The sequence below is a fragment of the Corynebacterium sp. 32222D000AT genome, from assembly GCF_053546955.1.
Genome location: NZ_JBPPVW010000013.1, coordinates 30,142 through 50,123 on the forward strand (window position 1 = coordinate 30,142; position 19,982 = coordinate 50,123).

Consider the following 19,982-nt stretch of genomic DNA (forward strand, 5'->3'; position numbering starts at 1 on the left):
GAAACCGCCTAGACGGAAACCGGGGCGACCTTGGTGACCTGGGCGCGCTTGTTACGGGCGCGCAGGGCGTGGGAGCGCTCGGACTCGGACATGCCGCCCCAGACGCCGTAGGGCTCAGCGGACTGGAGGGCGTGCTCGCGGCACAGCTCGATGACCGGGCACGCGTTGCAGATGGCCTTCGCGCGGTTTTCACGCTGCGCGCGGGCACGGCCGCGTTCCCCGTCCGGGTGGTAGAAAACATCCGAGTTCTTCCCGCGGCATGCTCCATGCAGTTGCCATTCCCAAAAATCTGCGTTGGGTCCGGGAAGCAGATGCGGCTGTGACACGACGAAATCTCCTCAATTGGTTAATTCGGGACTTGAAGTATTCCGATTTGGCAGTGTGGTCCGGATTGGTAAACGTTTGGTTGCCAGCTGGTTGCCAGCTGGTTTTCTGGTTATGTAAATCTTGGTAATTAGTTGCCTGGCCTGGCCATATGTGCAAAGGTTAAAGTTTGGTGAACTTTGTCTACCACGGCGTGGGCTACTACCTTCGGGGTAGAAAGAGCCAGGTGGCAGACTCCGTGCCGTAACTAAAAGTAAAATCACGATGATGAATTAGACGCTGATCATCGGTATAGTTCTGAGACGGCTAATTTCCGAACCGAGCCCGCGCCCGCTCCCGCACCCCTTCCCGGGTGCCCGGGCCGAGGCGATGCTGTGAAACCGTAACTGAGAAAGTAGAGCCCAACCGTGAGTGATTCCGAGACCGAGCTAGCGGCCCTGGTGCCGTCGGCGGTATCGGGCGATCGCCGGGCTCTGCAAGAGGTCATCCGACTGATCCACCCCCAGGTGGTGCGGTACTGCCGCGCCCGGATCGGCGGTCACCGCCATCCGACGGCCGACGACGTGGCGCAAGAGGTCTGCCTCGCCGTGGCGACCTCCCTGCCCAAGTACGAGGACAAGGGGCGGCCGTTCATGGCCTACGTCTACGGCATCGCTTTTAACAAGGTGGCGGACGCGCACCGCAACTTGGGGCGCGACCACTCGGTGCCCACCGAGGACCTGCCGGAACAGACGGCCTCCGGCCACAGCCCGGAGGAATACGCGCTGGTTACAGATGGAAGTAACAGAGTTCGCGAGTTACTCGATACATTAAGTGAAAAGGCTCGCAACATTGTGATTTTAAGGGTGTTCGTGGGCCTTTCCGCGGAGGAAACAGCCGCAGCCGTAGGTTCTACTCCGGGCGCGGTCCGGGTAGCTCAGCACCGAGCCCTCGGGCAGTTGCGCAAGCGGCTGGCTGAATCTCAATAACAACTAAAAACCAGATTTTTTTAAAATATCCTGCACGGCAGGATCGGAAAGGAGGGATGATCATGTCAAAGCGACGTCGGCCCGATGACACTAATGACTTGGCCGATCAGCTGCAGCCCTTAGTTGATGACGATCACTTCCTGACCGATCTATCCGCAGGAAAAGACCCCAGTGACGGCAGCGACGAGCTAGCAGCGTTGTTCATGGACCTGCGTAACGAGGTCCACCGGCCGCTGCCGCCGGTGCCGGTGGTGGCTCCCCTCGAAGGCGCTGAGTCGGCCGAGGACGCGGGGAACGCCGCGGGGGCCTCCGTGGCCTCGCTGGCGGATCGCCGTAAGGCCAAGCGCCCGCGCCCGTTCGTCCACGGCCTCATTGGTGCGGCCGCGGCCACCCTGGTTATCGCCGGGGCCGGCGCGGTCGTCTACAACACCCAGGGCTTTGGTGCCCAGCACGATCCGCAGTCGGTCGAGCTGGCCGGCAAGCTGGATGAGATCGAGTCCCGCGCCGCCAGCGGCGACTGGGAGGGCGCGCAGTCCCTGCTGGCCGAGGCCCGCAAGATGCTCAACCTCGCTGAAGAGAAGGAAGCCGACGCCGAGGTCAAGCAGAACAAGGCCCGCTCGTCGCGGGTGGCCCGCCCGCGCCCGACGGAGACGGTGACCGAGACCCTGCCGCCCGAGCAGGACGCGGAGGCCAACAAGCCGGCTCCTGCCCCGGAGCCGACCACGGTGACGGAGAAGGCCACCCAGACCGTGACGGTTACGGTGACCGAGACCGGGCTGCCCAACCCGCTGCCCGCACCGGTAGAACCCACGGAGGAGCCGAGCGCTTCCCCGGAGGAAAACGACGGTGAACTCGCTCCGCCGCAGGTGCAGCAGTAGCAGCTAGGTCCTTTTAGAAAACGTCTTTTAACTAAACCGCTCTTGGCGGGGTGGGGTGGAGCCCACCTTTCGCCGGGGGCGGTTTTAGCGTGCGTCGAGGCCGTCCAGGTAGCCCAGGGCGTAGTCCCAGGGCACGTAGCGGTTCGGGTCCGGCTCAGCGCCCGGCTCGTGCACCGGGGCGAGCTCGTTGTTCAGGGTTGCCCGCATGTTGGCGGCCATGATGTCCCACTCGTAGAAGTGGTTTTCCTGGCAGTCCTCGCAGTAGAAGAAGATTCCGTCCACTCCGCGGGGCCCGAGCGCGCGGGCGAATTCCTGGACCAAGGCGAGGTCGTGGATCACGGCGGCGCGCTCCTCTTGGCTCAGCGGCTGTGCCTGCTCGTCTTCTTCCAGGAAGGAGGCGGGATCATTGGGGTCGTCGGCAAATGGGTCGCGGGGCATATTGGCGAAAAAGTTCACAGTTTAGAAGCCTATTTACTCAACCAGACTTAGGCAATTCTCCCCCGGACTCACGATGTGGCGCTAAAAGGCACTACAGTTAGGGTGCATACCACCAAAATTCGGCTTCGTGTTAAGGAGATGGGCACTCAAGATGACTGACAACCGCGTGCAAACTGGGGGAAACGACCCGGATAAGATCCTGCTCAATGGGCTGACCTTTGATGATGTGCTTCTGCTGCCGGCCGAATCCAATATCGTGCCTTCGGAGGTAGACACCTCGGCGCAGTTTACCCGCAACATCCGGCTGGGCATCCCGCTGTCCTCGGCGGCCATGGACACGGTCACGGAAGCGCGCATGGCTATCGCGATGGCCCGCCAGGGCGGCATCGGCGTGCTGCACCGCAACCTGTCGACCCAGGAGCAGGCCGAGCAGGTGGAAACGGTCAAGCGTTCCGAGTCCGGCATGGTTACCGACCCGGTGGTGGCCTCGCCGGACATGACCATCGAGGAAGTCGACGCCCTGTGCGCGCGGTTCCGCATCTCCGGCCTGCCGGTGGTCGATGACAAGGGTGTCCTGCTGGGCATCTGCACCAACCGCGACATGCGCTTCGAGCCGGACTTCCAGCGCAAGGTCTCGGACATCATGACCTCCATGCCGCTGGTGGTGGCCAAGGAGGGCGTGTCCAAGAGCGAGGCCCTGAAGCTGCTGTCGAACAACAAGGTCGAGAAGCTGCCCATCGTGGACGACAACAACGTGCTGGTCGGCCTCATCACCGTCAAGGACTTCGTGAAGTCCGAGCAGTACCCGAACGCCTCCAAGGATTCCTCCGGCCGCCTGCTGGTCGCCGCCGGCATCGGCACCGGCGAGGAGTCCTACGAGCGCGCCGGCGCCTTGGTGGACGCCGGCGTCGACGTGCTAGTCGTCGACTCCGCCCACGCCCACAACAACCGCGTGCTGGAGATGGTCTCCCGCGTGAAGAAGGACTTCGGCCACCGCGTCGACGTCGTGGGCGGCAACCTGGCCACCCGCGAGGCCGCCCAGGCCATGATCGACGCCGGGGCCGACGCCATCAAGGTCGGCATCGGCCCGGGCTCCATCTGCACCACCCGCGTGGTCGCCGGCGTGGGTGCGCCGCAGATCACCGCCATCATGGAGGCCGCCGCCGTAGCCGGCCCCGCCGGCGTTCCGATCATCGGTGACGGCGGCATGCAGTACTCCGGCGACGTCGCCAAGGCCCTGGCCGCCGGCGCCGACACCGTGATGCTGGGCTCCATGTTCGCCGGCACCAAGGAAGCCCCAGGCGACATCGTCGTCGTGGGCGGCAAGCAGTACAAGCGCTACCGCGGCATGGGCTCCATGGGAGCCATGCAGGGCCGCGGCCTGAGCGGCGAGAAGCGCTCCTACTCCAAGGACCGCTACTTCCAGGCCGACGTCAAGAGCGAGGACAAGCTGGTGCCGGAAGGCGTGGAAGGCAAGGTTCCTTACCGCGGCGAGATCGACGCGATCACCCACCAGATCATCGGCGGCCTGCGCGCGGCCATGGGCTACACCGGCTCGGCCTCCATCGCGGATCTCAAGACCAAGCGCTTCGTCCGCATCACCGCGGCCGGCCTGCGCGAGTCCCACCCGCACGATCTGCAGCAGACCGCCGAGGCCCCGAACTACCGCTAAGCAGCGCGTAGAAGACCCGTTAAACGACACGTAGCACTACCCGCAACGTCGCAACACTCACAGACAAGGAGCAGCACATGCGCGACTACGTAGAAATCGGACTGGGGCGGCAGGCGCAGCGCACCTACGACCTGGACGATATTTCCCTGGTGCCCACCCGGCGCACGCGGTCCTCGAAGGACGTGGACACCACCTGGCACATCGACGCCTACACCTTCGACATCCCGTTCGTCTCCCACCCGACCGACGCCCTGGCCACGCCGGAATTCGTCATCGAGATGGGCAAGCAGGGCGGCCTGGGCGTTATCAACGCCGAGGGCCTATGGGGCCGGCACGTGGACCTGGAGGCCGCGCTCGAGCAGGTCTATTCCCAGCCGGGGGATAACTCCGTGCTGCAGGAGCTGCACGCCGCGGACCTGGACACCGACCTGCTGACCGAGCGCATCCGCCAGGTGCGGGAGGCCGGCGTGACCGTGGCGGTGCGCGTGTCCCCGCAAAACGCCCGCGAGCTGGCCCCGGTGGTCATCGCGGCCGGCGCGGAGCTGCTGTTCATCCAGGGCACCCTGATCTCCGCCGAGCACGTCAGCACCGGCGGCGAGCCGCTGAACCTGAAGGAATTCATCGGTTCCCTGGACGTGCCGGTCATCGCCGGCGGCGTGGCGGACTACACCACGGCCCTGCACCTGATGCGCACCGGCGCGGCCGGCGTCATCGTGGGCGGCGGCGTGAACACCAACCCGGAGACCGTCGGCATCGACGTGCCCCTGGCCACCGCCGTGGCGGATGCCGCGGCCGCGCGCCGGGACTACCTGGACGAGACCGGCGGGCGCTACGTGCACCTGTTGGCCGACGGCGACTTCGTCAACTCCGCCGAGATCACCAAGGCCGTGGCCTGCGGCGCCGACGGCGTCGTCCTGGGCCCGCTTCTGGCCTCGGCCCGCGAGGCCGGCGGCAAGGGCTGGTACTGGCCGGCCGCGGCCGGCCACCCGCGCTTCCCGCGCGGCTTCGTGGACTACGCCGCCGCCGTCCCGGGCGACCTGGACGTCGACTTCCTGGACGGCGAGGTCGAGCACAACGCCCCGAGCCTCGAGGTGGTCCTGCACGGCCCGTCGAACGAGCCCTTCGGCCAGTTCAACCTGGTCGGCGGCCTCAAACGCGCCATGGCCAAGTGCGGCTACACGGACCTGAAGTCCTTCCAGAAGGTCAACCTCGCCATCCGCGGCTAAGCCGGGAAGGCACGCGGCACAAAGTACGACCCCGGAAAGCTAGAGCGCCCGAAACCCGGGAGGCACTGGTCGAGAAAGTAAAGGAGGGCATCGCCAAGCACGGCGATGCCCTCCTTCGCGTCTTTGCGCGCGGACTCCCGGGCCTGCGTGCAGACTCCCGGTCCAGTCGCGTCGGACCGTTTAAGCGCGGCGGCGGTCCTAGCTGCCGGCGACGATGTCCCAGGCGGAGACGGCCATGATGACAAGGCCCACAACGAAGACGAAGATGGTGTCCGGCCGGGTGGCGTAGTGCTTGAAGGCAGTGGCCTTGCGGAAGAGCAGCATGGGCACGATGTAGACCAAGAAGGCGACGAAGATGCCGCCGACGACGGAGATGAAGTCCAGGATGGACGGGTTGTAGACCGCCACGGCGACCGACCCGATAAAGACCATCACGTAGATGACGTAGGTGAGCTTTTTGCCCGTGAGCTTGTCCGCGGTGCGCGGGGCGAGCACGCGGAAGATGTACTTGGTGCCCTCCTCGGTGCCCAGCATGTGGCCGGAGAAGGACGAGGCGATGGCGCAGATGGCCACCACGGGGGCGAGGAAAGCCATGAACGGGGTGTGGGTAACGTTGGCGAAGTAGGACAGGATCGGGATGTTGGCCTCGCCCGCGGCGTCCATGCCTTCCGCGCCCATGGCCATGGAACAGGACCAGACGAAAAACATCGTGAAGGTCACCAGCAGGCAGGCGGTGATAAGTTCCACCCGGGAGACCTGGCGCTCGGTGCTGGCGACGTCATCGCCGTGGCCCTGCTGGGCATCAAGCGCGAACTGGGACAGCGCCGCCATGTGGCTAAAGGAGAAGACCAGCACCGGCAGGATAAGCAGCAGGGACTTCCACAGGGGCGTGTCCGACTGGTAGCTGTAGAAGCTGGCCAGGTCCCACTGCGGGATGAGGTAGATGGAGACCACCGCCAGGGCGATAATCAGCGGGTAGACCAGCGCGTTGCCCAGCCAGAGCACGGCCTTCTTGCCGGCGGCGAAGGCGAGGGTGAGCACGCCGATACAGACGCTGGCCAGCACCCAGCGGTTGATTTCCGGGCCGCCGAGCTGGTTGACGATGAAGCTGTCGACGGTGTTTGTGATACTGATGCCGTAGATCAGCACGGTGGGGTAGATGGCCAGCCAGTACAGCAGCGCCGTGGCTAGCCCGCGCTTGCGCCCGGTCAGCGCCGTGATGACCTGCAAAACGTCCAGGCCCTTGATGGGGGAGGCGGCGACGATGCGCGCGTAGGTGCGGTGGGAGAAAAACACCACGGGCCCGATGAAGGCGGTGGCGATAAGCAGCGGCCAGAAGCCGAAGCTGCCGGCGTTAATCGGCAAAAAGAGGATGCCCGCGCCGACCGCGGTGCCGAACAGGGTGATAGCCCACGTCAGATCGGAGCCGGCGGGGGAGTCTTCGCCCTCCACCGGGTCTTGGATGTCCTCTTCGTGGATGTGCTCTAAGTCGAATTCTTCGCGCGACTGCGCAATATGCTCCGGGCTATGTTGCTCAGGCAGCTCGTCGCCGTGGATGGGAGTGCTCATTACCTCTCCTCCTCGTCTGGTGTGAAATATGACACTCTAGCATAGACGAGTGATAAACCGCGGGGCATGAGTTCGGGGGAATTGCTTGATTCTGCAACCGGGCGCGAGGCGGGGAGGTTGCGGGGGATGGCCAGGCTATAGCGTCGGGCCGTCTATGCGTTAAACTGGCGGGGTGACTAAGCCTTCCACTACCCCTCGTCCAGTCCTCGTGGTGGATTTCGGGGCTCAGTACGCGCAGCTTATCGCCCGTCGCGTGCGCGAGGCCCAGATTTACTCCGAGGTAGTTCCCAACTCCGCCACCGTGGAGGAGATCAAGGCCAAGAACCCGGCCGCGCTGATCCTTTCCGGTGGTCCTTCCTCCGTCTACGCCGACGGCGCCCCGGCCCTGAAGCCGGAGCTGCTGGAGCTCGGCGTGCCGGTCTTCGGCATCTGCTACGGCTTCCAGGCCATGAACCACGCTTTGGGCGGCACCGTCTCCTCCACCGGGGAGCGCGAGTACGGCCGCACCGACCTGCACGTGGATGACCAGTCCGGCGTGCTGCACGCCGGTCTGGAAGCAACCCACAAGGTCTGGATGTCCCACGGCGACGCGGTCTCGGCCGCCCCGGAAGGCTTCACCGTGACCGCCTCCTCCGCGGGCGCCCCGGTGGCCGCCATGGAGTGCGTGGACAAGAAGATGGCCGGCGTCCAGTACCACCCGGAGGTGCTGCACTCGCCGCACGGCCAGGAAGTGCTGACCCGCTTTCTGACCGAGATCGCCGGCCTGGAGCAGAACTGGACCGCCGATAATATCGCCGAGCAGCTCATCGACGACGTCCGCGCTCAGGTCGGCGAGACCGGCCGGGCCATCTGCGGCCTGTCCGGCGGCGTGGACTCCGCCGTGGCCGCCGCCCTCGTGCAGCGCGCCATCGGCGACCGCCTGACCTGCGTCTTCGTGGACCACGGCCTGCTGCGCGCCGGGGAACGCGAACAGGTGGAAAAGGACTTCGTGGCCTCCACGGGCGCCAAGCTGGTCACCGTGGACGAGCGCGCCTCCTTCCTGGAGAAGCTGGCCGGCAAGACCGACCCGGAAGACAAGCGCAAGGCCATCGGCGCGGAATTCATCCGCTCCTTCGAGCGCGCCGTCGCCGGCGTGCTGGATGACGCCCCGGAAGGCTCCACCGTGGACTACCTGGTGCAGGGCACCCTGTACCCGGACGTCGTGGAATCCGGCGGCGGCGACGGCACCGCGAACATCAAATCCCACCACAACGTCGGCGGCCTGCCGGACGACGTGGAATTCGAGTTGGTCGAGCCGCTGCGCCTGTTGTTCAAGGACGAGGTCCGCGCCGTGGGCCGCGAGCTGGGCCTGCCGGAAGAGATTGTCAACCGCCAGCCCTTCCCGGGCCCGGGCCTGGGCATCCGCATCATCGGCGAGGTCACCGAGGACCGCCTGGAGACCCTGCGCCAGGCGGACCTCATCGCCCGCACCGAGCTGACCAACGCCGGCCTGGACGCTGAGATCTGGCAGTGCCCGGTGGTCCTGCTGGCGGACGTGCGCTCCGTCGGCGTCCAAGGCGATGGCCGTACCTACGGCCACCCGATCGTGCTGCGCCCGGTCTCCTCCGAGGACGCCATGACCGCGGACTGGACCCGCATCCCTTACGACGTGTTGGAGAAGATCTCCACCAAGATCACCAACGAGGTCGAGGAAGTCAACCGCGTCGTGCTCGACGTGACCTCCAAGCCGCCGGGAACCATCGAGTGGGAATAAGCCGGAAAGCTTAACCGGCTTCAGCTGAAGGCACGCGCCTTTCAGCATAAAAACCTGCCGCCGCTACCTCAGGAACGTGTCCTGGTAGCGGCGGCGGGTTTGTGTATTTTCGCGGTTTTAGCAGTCCGGCGGGGCCAGCTACTCGTACCGCAGGGCCTCAATGGGGTCGAGTTTAGCGGCCTTGCCGGCGGGGTAGTAGCCGAAGAACAGGCCGATGGCGAGGGCGAAGAGCAGGGAGATGACCACGGCGGACAGTGGCGGGAAGGCGAGGAGCCCCATCGCGGCGGAACCGGCCATGCCGGCTAGGGCGCCGAGGATGATGCCGATGACGCCGCCGACCAGGCAGACGATGATGGCCTCGGTGACGAACTGCCAGCGGATATCCCGGCGGGTTGCCCCCAGGGCCTTGCGCACGCCGATCTCCCGGGTGCGCTCGGTGACGGTGATCAGCATGATGTTCATGACCCCGATGCCGCCGACCAGCAGCGAGATGCCGCCGATGGCGGCCAGGCCAATGCTCAGCGAGGTAATGACCTGGTTGAAGCTGGCCATGTCCTGGCTAAAGTCCGTGACCTTGGCGTGGTAGGCGTCGTTGTCCGCGTAAATCTCGTCTAAGGCCGCGCGCAGGCGGTCGGCCGCGGCCTGCTTGTCGACCGAGTTGGCCACCTGGACCGTCAGGTGGTTGAAAGCCTCGCCGGCGCCGGGCTGCTTCGAGTAATTCGCCGCCAGCGGGTAGGGGACCGTCAGGCTGAGATCCTCGGCGTTGACGCTAAGCAGGCCGGCGGATTCCTCCCGGGCCTTTACACCGACGACCATCAGATCTACCGCGTTGCCTTCCTCCGGGGTAAATTCCACGAATTGGCCGAGCGCGTTGTGCGGGTCCGCGCCGAAGAGTTTTTCCGACAGGTCCGCGTTGAGCACGGCCACCGGGCGGGCGCCGTCGATGTCGGCGTCCTCGATGTCCCGGCCGGCCGCCAGCGGGTCGCCGTTAATCAGCGCCGTGTCCGGGTTGATGCCGCGGGTGGTCGCGGAGAACTCCTGGGGCACGAGCTGGTTGTCCATGGAGACCTTGCCGAAAGTGGCGGAGTTTTCTCCCACGCCGATCCCGGTGACCATGTCGCCCATGTGCTCCCGCAGCTGCTCGAGCTGATCGGGGCTAATCAGCGAGGCGCTATCGATGCTCTCGCCGGAGCCGTACATGGCCGCCGGGTCCTCGGCGTCCTCCTCCCCCTCGGCGGGGCGGGAGGTGACATCGACGTTGAGGTTGTTGATGCCCGCGTCGTCCAGGTTTTGCTGGAACTGGTTTTTCAGCGAGGCGCTCAGCGTCATGATGGCGATGACCGCGGCGATGCCGATGATGACCCCAGCAGCGTCAAAAACGAGCGCATCTTGTTGGTGCGCAGGCTGGTTAGCGCCAGGAAGACGGATTCCTTAATGCTCACGGGGCTCCTCCTGCAAAATGCCGTCGCGCATGGTGACGGTGCGTTCGGTCTCTTCGGCCAGTTCCGGGTTGTGGGTGATGAACACGATGGTCTTGCCGTGCTCGCGGTGCAGCGTGTGGAAAAGGTCCATCACGCGGCGGCCGGTGTGCGAGTCCAGCGCGCCGGTCGGCTCGTCGGCGAGCAGGATATCGGGGTCGTTGGCCAGCGCGCGGGCGATGGCCACGCGCTGCTTCTGCCCGCCGGACAGCTCGTTGGGCAGGTGGTGGGCGCGGTCGGCCATGCCGACGAGCTCGAGCAGCTCCGCGGCCCGCTGCGCGCGCTGCTTGGCGGGCACGCCGGCGTAGACTAGGGGCATTTCCACGTTCTTGGCGGCGCTGATGCGGCCGACCAGGTTGAAGTTCTGGAAGACGAAGCCGATGGCCTGGCTGCGGTAGTGCGCCAGCTGGTCGTCGGTGCTATCGAGCACGTCGATGCCGTCGAGCAGGTAGGTGCCCGCGCTCGGCCGGTCCAGCAGCCCGATGATGTTCATCAGGGTCGACTTGCCGGAACCGGAGGCGCCGACCACGGCGGTGAATTCCCCGCGGGGGACCTGGAAGTCGCAGCCCGGCAGGACGGTCAGTCCCCCTTCGGTGCCGACGTTGAAGCTTTTGACGATGCCGCGCATGTCGATGAGGGCGTGGTTCTCGGTCACTGTTGGCTGCCTTCGAATCCGGCGATGGTGACGTTCTGATCGACCAGATCCTCGTGGTCGCGGGTCTGGGTGAGCACGATCTCGCCGGGCTTGACCTCCGTGCCCTTGAGCTCCGCGGCGAAGGCACTGGTAATGCCCACGGTCACGGGGCGCTTGACCACGCGGTAGCCGTCCTCGTCTGGGTTGTCGCCGGCGGGCTCGGCCACGAGGACGAAGGCGCGCTGCCCCTCGCTGAGAATCGCGGTCAGCGGCACGGTGGGCACGTGTTTTTCCTCCGCGGAGACGATCTTGGTCTTTGCCGTGGAGCCGATGTGCAGGCCCTCGGTGTCGCGGTGACCTCGATGGTGACTGGGAAGGTCGCCTTGGTGGCCCCGCCCTGTCCGGCCAGCGCGGCGCTATCCCCGCCGGCGCCGGCGCCAGCGGCGGCCTTGGGCTGCTGGGCGACCGGAGAGATGCCGGTGACCTTGCCGGCAAATTCCTTGCCCGGGGCGCTCGGGGAGGTAAACGTCACCCGGTTGCCCGGGCGCAGGTTGGGCATGTCGACCTCGTTGACGGTGGTGCGGATTTCCAGCGTGGAGTCGTCCGCCACGGTGGCCACCGGCCCTTCCGCGGGGCTGCCTTCCCGGGCGTTCAGGGCGGTCACCACTCCCTCGAAGGGGGCGGACAGCGTGCCGGCGTTGATGGAGTTTTCCAGCCCGGCGTTGGCCAGGTTGGCCGACTCCTGCGCGGCAGAGACGTCCTCCTGGGCGCGGGCCAGGGCGCGTTCCTGGGCGGCGATCTGGGTCTGGATGTCGCCGGCTGCGGCGGCGGCGCCCTCCTCGCCCTCGCCGGTCGCCCCGGTCGCGGCGGATTCGGTCTCCCCGTTGGCGGCGGCGGTGTAGAGGCGATCCAGCTCGGCCTGGGCGTCGGCCACCTGGTTCTGGGCGGAGCGCAGCTCGGTGCGCTGGGTGGCGCGCTGGCCGGCCAGCTCCTGCTCCTCCGGGGTGGTGTCAATGACGGCCAGGGGCTGATGGGCCTGGACGCGGTCGCCCACGCGCACGCTGGAGACCGGGCCGGTCAGGCGCGTGGACAGTACGGCCTCTTCGCGGGCGGCCACGGTGCCGTTGGCGCTGACCGCGTTGGTGACGTCCCCGCGGGTGACCTCGGTGACGTCGTCGGCCTGCAGGACGCTCCCGCTGGCCACGCTGGCGTACCAGGACCAGGCAAGCGCGCCGAGGATGAGGACAACCACGGCGATAATGGCGCCGATGATCAGCGGCTTCTTGGTTTTCCTCTTAGCGGTAGCGGGCTCGATGGCCATAACAGCTAGTACTCCTTTTGAGTAAAGGCCTTGGGGCAAAGGCAGGATTTAAGGCTCTGGCACCGCGGGGGTGGCAGACGGGCAAGTTTTTGGCAGCTCCTAACTATGGACGCGAAAACCCTCACCTTAATCCTCCCTGAGAATGATTTCCCGGAAAAATACATAGCCGGGTGAAAATCACGTCGGGGAGGATGGGCGAGGGAGAGGGGCGTGAGGAATTGGGGAGCGGGAGCCGGACCGAGGGAAAGCCCGAGCCTAGGCGGAGGTTTTAAGAGCGGAGGGGTTAACCTGCGCGCCTAGGAATTGGCAGCGGCGGTGGGGTAGTCGATGGTGACGTTGCCAACGCCGGCGTCAACGTGGACGGCGAACTTGGCGTCGGGGTTGTCCTGCTCGCGGCAGTTGGTGGTACCCACGCCGTCGTCACAGGTCAGGCTGTAGGAGACCCCCTTCGGCAGGACGATGTCGAGGTTGCCAACCCCGGCGTCGATGGTGACCTCGGTGCGGTGGTTGAGCTGGTCCCAGTCGCGGATTTGGCTGAAGTCCACCTTGCCGTAGCCGACGGAGAAGTCGTAGGTCTGCGGCAGGCCGTTGACCGAGGTGGGAGTGTATTCGCGGTCGTCGAAGACGAAGCCGTCGGTGACCGTCAGCCCGTCGGTGGGGTTGTCGACGTGGCGGACCACCCCGAAGCCCACGGTGGCGGCGATGACGAGGGCGGCGGCCAGGGCCACGCCGAAGAAACTCAAGGCGATGACCAGGAGGGTCTTGAAGAGGGATCGCTTCTTCTTCGGCTGCTCGGCCGGGCGCGGGTCCGGCAAGTGCCAGGTGTCCGGGGCGGCGCCCAGCGGGTCCCAGGCCGGCGGGGTGTTCCGGCCCGGTGGGAAGGGGTAGCCGTCCACCGGGGTGAACATCGACATGTCCACCTCCGGGTCCGCGGCCGGCTGCGCCTGCTGCGCGTCGGTCTGGGCGAGCTGCCCGGCCGCCAAAAGTCCCGCCGGCGGGGTCGGGCGGTGGCGGTACAGGAAGAACCAGATGAGGCCGGTGAACAGGGCAATGCCTAGGGCCGAGGAGCTAAAGGAGGGGAAGAAGGAGTCTTCCATGATGGTTACCGACCAGGCCCCGGAGGTCATCAGGAAGCCGATGAGCAAGGCGATGGCAAGCCCCGACTCGGAAGTCTCCCCGTCCCGGCGGCCGAAGAGATCCTCGACCGGGGAAGAGGCCTTGGAATAGCGGGGCATCAGCGCCCAGGCTAAGAAGTAGGCCGCCAGCCCGCCGCCGAAGGCGAGGGTGGTGGCGACGAAGGCCACGCGGGGCAGGACCGGGTCGATGCCGAAGCGGGCGCCGATGCCCTCGCACACGCCGGCTATCTTGGCGTTGCCGCCCTGCTCGGCGGGGATGCGCGGCGGGCGGGTGGCCCACATGGCGCGCAGGGTCTCGCCCAGCCCGTCGGTGGAATCGGAGTGGGTGGGGGCGGAATAGGGGCTGGCGGGGGCATCGTTAGCGGAGGCGGCAGCGTGGGGATCCGAATGAGATTCGGAGTGGGGTTCGGAGCGGGGCGTGGAGTGGAAAGGCTCGTATGGGGAAGTCATGCTTTAAGTATGGTCTGCGTGCCTGCCCCGCACATCGGGGAGCGCCCTGATCTTTGCCCGGATTAGACCTCTCAGGGTGATCCCGGATGTGGTCTGCGCGGGAGCGTGGCACGATATTGATCTATGAGTACTCCCCCGTCCGAGCCCGCCGCGTATTCCCAGCGGCGCGCGGCACCCTACCCGGCCATGGTGCGCCCGCAGCAGGGCAAGATGGTCGCCGGCGTGGCCAGCGGTGTGGCCGAAAACCTAGGCGTGGACATCCTCTGGGTGCGCCTGGCGCTGGCCGGGCTGGCGCTGGTCTCCGGGGTGGGGCTGATTTTGTACGCGGGCCTGTGGATCTGCACCCCGGCCCGGGAGGGCGCCCAGGCCCCGGCCTCGCAGTGGGAGATCCCGCGCTGGGGCTGGGGGCTGGTGGTGGCCCTCGCGCTGGCGGCCGGGGTCGCAATCGCGACGGTGGTGCTGGGCGTGCCGCCGCAGGTGCTGATGCCGCTGGCTTTCGTCGCGGTGGGCGCCTTGCTGGCCTGGCAGGCCTACGATCGCGCGACGAATACGCTGCTCGGCATGGGCAGCCTCGCGGCCGGCTTTGCCCTGGTGCTGGCCGGCACGGTGGTCATGGCGGTGTTCTGGGACCGCGAGCACGGGTTCAGCTCGGCGCTGGTGGCCTCCCTGCTGACCATGCTGGGGCTGGGCGTGCTGGTCATCCCGCTGGTGCTGAAGCTGTGGCGCTCGCTGGCGGAGGAAAAGGCGGCGAAGGCGGCGGCGGACGAGCGGACGGCTATCGCCTCCAAGCTGCACGACTCGGTGCTGCAGACCCTGGCGCTTATCCAGAAACGCGCCGACGATGGCCCGGAGGTCGCGCGGCTGGCCCGCTCCCAGGAGCGCCAGCTGCGGGCCTGGCTTTTCGATGCCGACTCCGCCACCCCGGAGACCATCTTCGGCGCGGTGGAAGCCGCCTGCGCCGAGGTCGAGGACCTATTCAACGTGCGGATTAGTCCGGTGACCGTGGGGCAGGACGCGCCCCTGAGCGACAACACCAAGCTGGCGGTCGAGGCGGCCCGCGAGGCGCTAGTCAACGCCGGCAAGCACGCGCAGGTGGACACGGTCGACGTCTTCTGCGAGGTGCTGGCAGGCGAGCTGACCCTGTTCGTGCGCGACCGCGGCGTGGGCTTTGACCCGACTGCGGTGGCGGCCGACCGCCACGGGATCCGGGACTCCATCCGGCAGCGCATGGAACGCGCGGGCGGTGCGGCACGGCTGGATAGCCAGCCCGGGGCCGGCACGGAAGTGGAGCTCACGGTAGCGTTATAGGCATGGTTACTGTCTTCTTGGTCGATGATCACTCCGTCTTCCGCGCCGGGGTGCGCGCGGAGTTGGCCGACAAGGTAGACATCGTGGGGGACGCCGGGACGGTCGCCGAGGCCATCCGTGGCATCAACGAGACCCGGCCGGACGTGGTCCTGCTGGACGTGCACATGCCGGACGGCGGCGGGCTGGCCGTCATCCAGGGCATTGAGCCGGGCCCGAAGTTCTTGGCGCTGAGTGTGTCCGATGCCGCGGAAGACGTCATCGCTCTCATCCGCGCCGGGGCGCGCGGATACGTGACTAAGAATATCGACGGCGCGGAGCTGGCGCGGGCGGTCGAGCAGGTCTACGGCGGGGACGCGTATTTCTCCCCACGGCTGGCCGGCTTCGTGCTGGACGCCTTCGCCGCCGGCGAGCAGGCGCCGGAACCGGAGGGCGAGCCCAAGCCCCTGCCCGCCCAGGGCGAGGATCCGATAGTCGACGCCCTGACCCCGCGCGAGCTGGAGGTACTGCGCCTGCTGGCGCGCGGCTATACCTACCGCGAGATCGGGCAGAAGCTGTTCATCTCCATCAAGACGGTGGAAACGCACGCCTCCAATATCTTGCGCAAGACCCAGCAGTCCAACCGCTATCAGCTCACCCGCTGGGCGGCCAGCCGCGACCTGGACTGATTAATCCCAGGTGAGGCGCACACCCCTTGCGCCAGTCGAACGGACGTTTGCATGTGTCCGGGGGAGAGTTCATACTTGAGGGGTGCAGCAAACAAGTGTTCCCCAAGTGGTGGGCCAGTCGGTCGAGGACCGGGTGGCGGCCCTGCGCGCGCAGATGGAAAAGATGGGCGGCGGCTCCGCCCTGCCCGCGCGCGGGCCTCAGCAGCGCGCTGCACGCTCCGCCGAAAGCGGTGCTGAACAGGGAAGTAACAAAAGTTCCGGGGGGTCCGGCGGGCAGGCCGCACTGGCCGGCGGCGTGGCGCCCCGCGGGGCGCAGGCTGCCGAGCAGCAGATTGAGCTGGGCGGCGCGCTGGCCGGCGCCCTCCCGGCGGGCGGCCTGGTGCGCGGCAGCGCGGTGCGGTGCAGCGAGTGCCCGGCCTTCATAATAGAACTGGTGTGCCAAGCCACGGAGGAAGGCTACTACGTGGCCCTGGTCGGCTGGCCGGAGCTGGCCCTGGCCCAGGTGTGCGAGCGCGGGGATATCAGCAAGGTCGTCGCGGTGCCGGACCCGGGCACGGATCCGTGGGCGGTCAGCGCCACCTTGGTCGAGGGCATGGATTTTGTCATCCAGCGCGTGCGCGCGGCCTCCCAGCAGCGGGTGCTAAGCCCCGCGCGGGCGCGCCCGGTGGCGGCGCGGCTGCGGCAGGGGCGCGCGGTGCTCATTACCGTCGGGCAGCACGTGCCGTCCGCGGCGCTGCGGTTGGACGCCCAGGTGGAGTCCTACCCGGGGATCGGGCGCGGGTGCGGGCGCATCCGCGGGGTCGAGGTGCGCGTGCAGGCGTATTCGAAGTACCTGTCGCGCCCGGCGCAGTCCGTGGTGAGGTGCGCATGAGCGCGCCGGCCGTGCGGATTGCTGCGCTCTGGTTTCCCGACTGGCCCATCCAGGCCGCCCGCTACGCCGAGACCCTGCCGGAGGGCGCGGGGGCGGGCAGCCCCATCGGGGTCCTCGCCGGCGGGGCCGTGAAGGTCTGCAATACCGCCGCGCGCCGCGCCGGGGTCCACCGCGGCATGCGGGTGCGGGCGGCCCAGGCGGTCTGCCCGGAGCTTTTAGTCTGGGAGTCCCAGCCGGAGCGCGAGGGCGCCGTCTTCGCCGAAATCGTGGAATCCCTGGACGCGGTGGCCTCGTCCATCGAGGTCATCCGCCCCGGCCTCGTGGTGGTGGACGCCGCCGCGGCCGCCCGCTTCCACGGCGGGGAGGCCATCGCGGTGGAGATGTTGGTCGACGCCGCCGCGCGCCAGGGCCTGGACATGACGGTCGGGGTGGCCGATGAGCTGGCCACCGCCATCATCGCGGCCCGGGACCGCGGGCTCGGCGTGGTGGTGGAGCCAGGGGCCTCCCGGCAGTTCTTGGCCCCGCGCAGCGTCCAGGTGCTGGCCGCGGAGGTCTCCCTGGGCTGCCCGCCGGAGCTGGTCGCCCAGTTCGTGCGGCTGGGTCTGCCCACCTTGGGGGATGTGGCGCAGCTGCCGCTGCACCAAGTCACCAGCCGCTTCGGCCACGCCGGGCGGCGGTGCCACGCCATCGCCAGCGCGCAGCTGGACCGGCGGGTCGCCCCGGAGCTGGCGGGTGCTGAACTGGACGTGTGGATGCGGCCGGAGGATCCGCTGGAGCGCGTGGACGCCGCCGCGTTCGCCGCCCGCCAGCTGGCCGCCCAGCTGCACCAGCGCTTGAGCGCGGCCGGGCTGTCGTGCCTGCGCCTGCGCGTGAGCGCGCAGTGGGCCGACGGCACGGAGCTGCGGCGGGTCTGGCGCACGCGCGCGGCGCTGAGCGAATCCGCCACCGCGGACCGGGTGCGCTGGCAGCTCGACGGCTGGCTGGTGGGCAACCAGGCCGAGGGCGGCATCGTGGGGCTCGGGCTGGAACCGCTGGAGGTCGCCCAGCCGGAGCAACACAGCCTGGTGGAATCCGGGGCGGGTTCGGCCGCCCACGCCCAGCAGGTCATCGAGCGCGTCCAGTCCCAGCTGGGCATCGACAAGGTGGTCCAGCCGGTAGACCGCGGCGGCCGCGGGGTGGCCGAGCGGGTCGATTTTGTGCCTTACGGCGAGCGGGTCGAGCCCGTGCCGCCGGGCAGTTGGCCGGGCCGGATTCCGGCGCCGCTGCCGGCCCAGCTGGAGCTCGATCACCCGAGCGCGAACCACCCGGCCGCCCGCATCCGGATGATCAATGCCGAAGGCCACGACGTCTTCGTCACCGAGGAGGCGCTGCTCTCGGCTGAGCCGGCCGGCCTGGCCTGGGGTAAAAACCGCTACCTGGTCACCGCGTGGGCAGGCCCGTGGCCGGTGGACACGGGCTGGTGGACGGGCGCCGGCACGCGCCTGGCGCGGCTGCAGATAGTCGGCACGGATCAAGAAAAGACGCGGGCCTGGCTGCTCAATTGGCAGGCCGGGCGCTGGACGGTCGAAGCCAGCTACGTCTAGGAAGGCGGGGCCAGTGCCGCGTCTCTGCGCGGTACGGGTTAGCGGTCGAGGATGTCGATGACCACGCGCTTCGGGTTGTCGAGGACCTCCACGGAGTAGGGGTGGGCCTGGTCGAGGCCGATGATGAACTGGGAGCGGCCCTCGAAGGTGCCGGCGCTGGTGACCTCGGTGATCAGGCTGCCGTAGCCGGTCATGGTGCCGAGCGCCGGGTCGTCCTTGCCCAGCTCGTAGGGCAGGACGGTGCCGTCGATGTTGACGTTGAGGGCGGTCGCGCCGTAGTAGTTGATGCGCTTGCCGGAGCCCTGCTGGGTGGGCTGGTCCTGGAAATCGACGAACCAGCCGGGCTGGCCCTCGCCCTCCAGGTCGAAGACCACGCGCTCAAAGCCGGGGTGCTGGCCGATGCGCATGTTGGTCACCATCAGGCGGGCGGGTGCCGGCGGGCGCTGGGTCTTCATCTCCTTGTTGGCGTCGCCCAGGGGGCTGGGGCCGGAGACGTTGTGATCCTGCTTGTCGGAGTCCGCCGAGGAAGAATCCGTGGGGTGGGCGTCGCCAATCCCGGCGAACATGTCCCGGGAGCCGTCCGTCGAGCAGGCAGACAGGCCACACGCAGCGGTGATAAAAATTGCTGCAATTTGGGCCCGGCGGGCTCGGTCAGGGACAGACATAGTGCCTACGGTAGCGGTTTTTCCAGGGAGAAACAAAATACGAGTTCGATTTCACTCGAAAGGAAATAAAATTATTGCAGTGCCTTGGCTAGGGGTTTTCGGCGGGCCGGCGGGAGGTAGAATGACGGTCATGTCAACAGCTGAAAAGATCGGGGCAGCTGACGCGCTGTGTTCCGACGTCGACGTCGAGCCGCTGGCTGGGTCCGCGAAGCAGGAATCCGTCTATGTCCTCTTCGAGTGGCCCGGCGGGTGGTCCCACGACATCCTGGACGGCGGCACCTTTAGCCCAGAGCTCACCGCCCGGCTGAAAGAGAAACTCGACGGGCAGGCGGGCCTCCAGCTCATTCGGCGGCCCGGGCGGGCCGGCCACCAGGTCGGCAGCGTGCACCGCTGCTACCTGGTCTGGGCCGAGCGCGGGGAGATGGAAATGCTCCTGCTGGAAGGCCCGGAAGACATCCTCAACCTGGATCTTTCCGGCCCGGGCCGTAACGGCGGCGGTGAGCTGGACACGCCTTTGGTGCTGGTGTGCACCCACTCCAAGCGCGACAAGTGCTGCGCCATCAAGGGCCGCCCGCTGGCCGCGCAGCTGGGCGAGATATTCCCGGCGATTGTCTGGGAGACCTCCCACACCAAGGGCCACCGCTTCGCCCCCTCGGTGCTGCTGATGCCGTGGGGCTACTCCTTCGGCCGCCTGAACCTGGAGGCCGCGCGCGAGATGACCAAGCAGGCCTTGAACGGCAGCTATTTCTACCCGGCCAACCGTGGCCGCGGCCTGTATTCCCAGCGCGGGCAGGTAGCCGAGCTGGAGGTCGCCCGCCGCCTCATCGAGGCCGGCGAGGAGCTGGGATACGCGGATCTGCGCCCCACGGACACCGGCTCCGGGCCCGTGCGCGTTAGCCACCGCGACGGGCGGCACTGGGACATCGAGCTGGTCCAGCGCGAATACGACGGCATCGTCGCCTCCTGCGGGAAGGAACCGAAGTCCTCCCTCATCTGGGAAGTCGCCTAAGCCTGCCCCCGGAGATAAACCAACCCCCGGCCGG

General features: G+C 67.5%; 19 protein-coding genes. 10 read left to right on the forward strand and 9 right to left on the reverse strand.

Translation table 11 applies throughout. The features are described from left to right. Nucleotides 1-8: 8 nt before the first annotated feature. Nucleotides 9-326, reverse strand: coding sequence for a WhiB family transcriptional regulator (locus ACEE23_RS08500; protein ID WP_368520824.1), 318 nt, complete (start codon nt 324-326; stop codon nt 9-11). Nucleotides 327-731: 405 nt separating this feature from the next. Between ACEE23_RS08500 and ACEE23_RS08505 the strand changes: the two genes are divergently transcribed. Beyond that, complete coding sequence (locus tag ACEE23_RS08505; protein ID WP_368520825.1) at nt 732-1,292, forward strand: sigma-70 family RNA polymerase sigma factor; 561 nt, start codon at nt 732-734, stop codon at nt 1,290-1,292. A gap of 62 nt (nt 1,293-1,354) precedes the next feature. Beyond that, nucleotides 1,355-2,170 carry a hypothetical protein gene (locus ACEE23_RS08510; RefSeq protein ID WP_448872279.1) on the forward strand — a complete coding sequence of 272 codons (816 nt, stop codon included), beginning with the start codon at nt 1,355-1,357 and terminating at the stop codon, nt 2,168-2,170. Nucleotides 2,171-2,254: 84 nt separating this feature from the next. Here ACEE23_RS08510 and ACEE23_RS08515 read toward each other — a convergent pair whose 3' ends face one another. Then, nucleotides 2,255-2,626: a DUF5319 domain-containing protein gene (locus tag ACEE23_RS08515; RefSeq protein ID WP_368520827.1), complete on the reverse strand. Its 372-nt coding sequence runs from the start codon at nt 2,624-2,626 to the stop codon at nt 2,255-2,257. Nucleotides 2,627-2,759: 133 nt separating this feature from the next. Here ACEE23_RS08515 and guaB point away from each other — a divergent pair, with 133 nt between their 5' ends. Next, nucleotides 2,760-4,280, forward strand: a complete 1,521-nt coding sequence (gene guaB / locus ACEE23_RS08520) for an IMP dehydrogenase (RefSeq protein WP_368520828.1) — start codon at nt 2,760-2,762, stop codon at nt 4,278-4,280. A 77-nt stretch (nt 4,281-4,357) separates the two neighbouring features. Further along, complete coding sequence (locus tag ACEE23_RS08525) at nt 4,358-5,506, forward strand: GuaB3 family IMP dehydrogenase-related protein (RefSeq protein WP_368520829.1); 1,149 nt, start codon at nt 4,358-4,360, stop codon at nt 5,504-5,506. A 198-nt stretch (nt 5,507-5,704) separates the two neighbouring features. Here the strand turns inward: ACEE23_RS08525 and ACEE23_RS08530 are convergent, their stop codons facing one another. Beyond that, nucleotides 5,705-7,075, reverse strand: a complete 1,371-nt coding sequence (locus ACEE23_RS08530; protein ID WP_448872282.1) for an amino acid permease — start codon at nt 7,073-7,075, stop codon at nt 5,705-5,707. Between the two features lie 172 nt (nt 7,076-7,247). Here ACEE23_RS08530 and guaA point away from each other — a divergent pair, with 172 nt between their 5' ends. Then, nucleotides 7,248-8,828, forward strand: a complete 1,581-nt coding sequence (guaA, locus tag ACEE23_RS08535) for a glutamine-hydrolyzing GMP synthase (protein WP_448872284.1) — start codon at nt 7,248-7,250, stop codon at nt 8,826-8,828. A 138-nt stretch (nt 8,829-8,966) separates the two neighbouring features. Here guaA and ACEE23_RS08540 read toward each other — a convergent pair whose 3' ends face one another. The 5 genes from ACEE23_RS08540 to ACEE23_RS08560 form a co-directional block, all read right to left on the reverse strand. Beyond that, a complete protein-coding gene (locus ACEE23_RS08540) occupies nt 8,967-10,157 on the reverse strand; it encodes an ABC transporter permease (protein ID WP_448872286.1) in 1,191 nt (396 codons plus the stop codon). A gap of 102 nt (nt 10,158-10,259) precedes the next feature. After that, entirely contained in the window at nt 10,260-10,934 is a 675-nt protein-coding gene (locus ACEE23_RS08545) for an ABC transporter ATP-binding protein (protein ID WP_448872293.1), read from the reverse strand. A 23-nt stretch (nt 10,935-10,957) separates the two neighbouring features. Next, nucleotides 10,958-11,224 carry a hypothetical protein gene (locus tag ACEE23_RS08550; RefSeq protein WP_368534286.1) on the reverse strand — a complete coding sequence of 89 codons (267 nt, stop codon included), beginning with the start codon at nt 11,222-11,224 and terminating at the stop codon, nt 10,958-10,960. Next, complete coding sequence (locus ACEE23_RS08555) at nt 11,206-12,261, reverse strand: efflux RND transporter periplasmic adaptor subunit (protein WP_368520834.1); 1,056 nt, start codon at nt 12,259-12,261, stop codon at nt 11,206-11,208. Before ACEE23_RS08555 ends, ACEE23_RS08550 begins: the two co-directional genes overlap by 19 nt. A 296-nt stretch (nt 12,262-12,557) precedes the next feature. After that, nucleotides 12,558-13,847 carry a PspC domain-containing protein gene (locus ACEE23_RS08560; protein ID WP_368534288.1) on the reverse strand — a complete coding sequence of 430 codons (1,290 nt, stop codon included), beginning with the start codon at nt 13,845-13,847 and terminating at the stop codon, nt 12,558-12,560. Nucleotides 13,848-13,970: 123 nt separating this feature from the next. On the opposite strand from ACEE23_RS08560, the gene ACEE23_RS08565 reads away from it, so the two are divergent. From ACEE23_RS08565 to ACEE23_RS08580, 4 genes are all read left to right on the forward strand, one after another. Beyond that, a complete protein-coding gene (locus tag ACEE23_RS08565; protein WP_368534289.1) occupies nt 13,971-15,155 on the forward strand; it encodes an ATP-binding protein in 1,185 nt (394 codons plus the stop codon). A 2-nt stretch (nt 15,156-15,157) separates the two neighbouring features. Continuing rightward, nucleotides 15,158-15,820 (forward strand): response regulator, encoded by a 663-nt coding sequence (locus ACEE23_RS08570; protein WP_448872289.1) that lies wholly within the window; start codon nt 15,158-15,160, stop codon nt 15,818-15,820. 106 nt (nt 15,821-15,926) lie between these two features. Further along, entirely contained in the window at nt 15,927-16,691 is a 765-nt protein-coding gene (locus tag ACEE23_RS08575; protein ID WP_368521345.1) for a hypothetical protein, read from the forward strand. Beyond that, nucleotides 16,688-18,274, forward strand: coding sequence for a Y-family DNA polymerase (locus tag ACEE23_RS08580; protein WP_368520839.1), 1,587 nt, complete (start codon nt 16,688-16,690; stop codon nt 18,272-18,274). The genes ACEE23_RS08575 and ACEE23_RS08580 overlap by 4 nt, the downstream gene beginning before the upstream one ends. A 38-nt stretch (nt 18,275-18,312) precedes the next feature. Here ACEE23_RS08580 and ACEE23_RS08585 read toward each other — a convergent pair whose 3' ends face one another. Beyond that, nucleotides 18,313-18,939, reverse strand: a complete 627-nt coding sequence (locus ACEE23_RS08585) for an AMIN-like domain-containing (lipo)protein (protein WP_368520840.1) — start codon at nt 18,937-18,939, stop codon at nt 18,313-18,315. 130 nt (nt 18,940-19,069) lie between these two features. On the opposite strand from ACEE23_RS08585, the gene ACEE23_RS08590 reads away from it, so the two are divergent. Continuing rightward, a complete protein-coding gene (locus tag ACEE23_RS08590) occupies nt 19,070-19,948 on the forward strand; it encodes a sucrase ferredoxin (protein WP_448872752.1) in 879 nt (292 codons plus the stop codon). The last annotated feature ends 34 nt before the right edge of the window (nt 19,949-19,982 follow it).